This is a genomic window from Terrabacter terrae (genome assembly GCF_039529575.1).
Taxonomy (GTDB): domain Bacteria; phylum Actinomycetota; class Actinomycetes; order Actinomycetales; family Dermatophilaceae; genus Terrabacter; species Terrabacter terrae.
On the sequence record NZ_BAAANB010000035.1, the window covers coordinates 1 to 2,260 of the forward strand.

Consider the following 2,260-nt stretch of genomic DNA (forward strand, 5'->3'; position numbering starts at 1 on the left):
AGCACGTTCGCCGCGTACGTCTTCGCGTCCGAGGTGAGCAGGATCCGCGGGATCGCGGCGAAGTGCACGACGGCGTCGTAGGCCGGCCTGGCCGCAAGCTCCCGCTGGTCGAAGCGCCGGCCCTGCCGAGGATGAGCAGGTGGGCCTGAGTACCTCCGTAAGCTCTCGCTGGGCCGCGGGGCGGACCTGTGTACCGCACTCAGGTGCCGTCCAGCCTCCTGTTACACCCCCGAAACCCGCTGGGTCGGCCGGTGCGGGATCATCGCGACCCATGACACCAGCCGAGGGGCGAGCCCTCTCCGTCGAGGATGCAAACCCCATCGCCGCTGAGCACTACGGCGCCAAGACCTTGGCCGTCGAGCCGGGTGGGATCGAGCAGATCCCCGACAGCGAGCGGCACGGCCGTCCGGTCAACCTCCTGTGGACCTGGATGAGCCCGAACCTCGAGTTCGCGACGGTCGCCGTCGGCATCATCGGGCCGCTCTTCTTCGGCCTCTCCTTCAAGCAGACCCTGGCTGCGATCGTCCTCGGCACGGTCCTCGGCTCCGTGACGCACGGCATCCTGTCCAGCTGGGGCCCCCAGCACGGCCTGGCGCAGATGGTGCTCTCACGCACCGGCTTCGGCTTCCGCGGCAACATCCTGCCCGCCGGGCTCAACTCGCTGGTCGCTGGCATCGGCTGGTTCGCGGTCAACAGCATCAGCGGCGCCCTGGCCCTGCACGCCCTCGTGGGCAGCCTGCCGACCTGGGTCTGCTTGGTCGTCGTGGTCGCAGCGCAGTTGCTCATCGCCTTCCTGGGGCACAACCTTGTGCACGCCTTCGAGCGCTACGCGCTGCCGCTGCTGGGGGTCGTCTTCGCCGCCGGCCTGTACTTCGTGTTCTCCAAGGCCGACCTGGGCGCACCGGGCAAGCCGGTCCCCGGCGCGTTCCTCATCCAGACGGCTGCGGCGTTCGGCTACGCCTGCGGCTGGAACCCGTACGCCTCCGACTACACCCGCTACCTGCCGAGGACGTCGAATCTCAAGGCCGTCGGGCTCTTCGCCGGCCTCGGCATCACCATCTCGTGCATCGTCCTCGAGGCGGCCGGCGCGGCGATGGTCTCCGCTGCGGGCAAGGCCGCCGCGGTCGACCCCGGCGTCTACACGGGGCTCATGCCGGCGTGGCTCGGGGCCCTCACCCTCCTGTGCATCGCGCTGGGTGCGGTCGCGGCCAACGCCCTCAACATCTACTCGGGGGCCATGTCGTTCCTGGCGCTCGGTATCAAGCTGCCGCCGCACCGGGCCCGCGCCGTCGTCGCGGTCATCTTCGGCCTGCTCGGTCTCGTCCTGGCACTCTTCGGCCTCCAGAACGCCGGAACCAACTACGAGAACTTCCTGCTCGTCATCGCCTACTGGATCGGCCCGTGGCTCGGCGTCGCCCTCACGGACCGCTTCCTGCGCCGAGGAGATCCGAGGGCAGAAGTCACTGCGATCGCCACCGACCGCCACTACGTCAACTGGGCCGGTGCCATCGCCATGTTCGTCGCCATGGTCCTCTCGATCTGGCTCTTCTCCAACCAGCAGCTGTGCACCGGCGTCATCGTCAAGGCGCACCCCGGCGTCGGAGACATCACCTTCCTCGTCGGTTTCGTCCTCGCCGCCGGGTTGTATGCCGTCCTGCGGCGCCTGCTGCCCGCCCGCACCTCCTCGGGGCGGACGGCATGACCGTCCTGCCGACCGCCGGGTCCGACGCCGACCGGGAGATGCTCGCGGTCGCCCTGGCCGAGGCGCGTGCGGGGCTGGCGGAGGGCGGCATACCCATCGGCGGTGCGCTCTTCGCTGCCGACGGCACGCTGCTCGGCCGCGGCCGCAACCGCCGCGTCCAGGAGGACGACCCCTCCATCCATGGGGAGACCGACGCCTTCCGCAAGGCGGGCCGACAGCGGTCCTACCGCGGGACGACGATGGTGACCACGCTGTCGCCGTGCTGGTACTGCTCGGGGCTGATCCGGCAGTTCGGCATCAGCCGGCTCGTCATCGGTGAGTCCCAGACGTTCACCGGCGGCCACAACTGGCTCGCGCAGGATGCCGGGGTCGAGGTCGTCCTGCTCGATGACCCCGACTGCGTGAGCATGATGACCGACTTCATCGCGGCCCGTCCCGACGTGTGGAACGAGGACATCGGCGTCGACTGACCTTCCGTCCGTCATGCCTGCGAACCCCGGCGCCCACACCGAACGCTGCCTCAATGAAAGCCACGGTCGCCGAGCTTCCTCGCAGGGA

General features: G+C 69.6%; 2 protein-coding genes. Both read left to right on the top strand.

Annotated elements, in window-relative coordinates; genetic code table 11:
* Nucleotides 1–271: 271 nt before the first annotated feature.
* On the top strand, nt 272–1,702 hold the full coding sequence (locus ABD194_RS18675; RefSeq protein WP_343994283.1) for a purine-cytosine permease family protein: 1,431 nt from the start codon (nt 272–274) through the stop codon (nt 1,700–1,702).
* Entirely contained in the window at nt 1,699–2,172 is a 474-nt protein-coding gene (locus tag ABD194_RS18680) for a nucleoside deaminase (protein WP_343994286.1), read from the top strand. Before ABD194_RS18675 ends, ABD194_RS18680 begins: the two co-directional genes overlap by 4 nt.
* Nucleotides 2,173–2,260: the final 88 nt, after the last annotated feature.

Excerpts from the sequence above, each read along its gene's own strand:
- ABD194_RS18675 (WP_343994283.1), top strand. The coding sequence starts at position 272 with ATGACACCAGCCGAGGGGCGAGCCCTCTCCGTCGAGGATGCAAACCCC.
- ABD194_RS18680 (WP_343994286.1), top strand. The coding sequence starts at position 1,699 with ATGACCGTCCTGCCGACCGCCGGGTCCGACGCCGACCGGGAGATGCTC.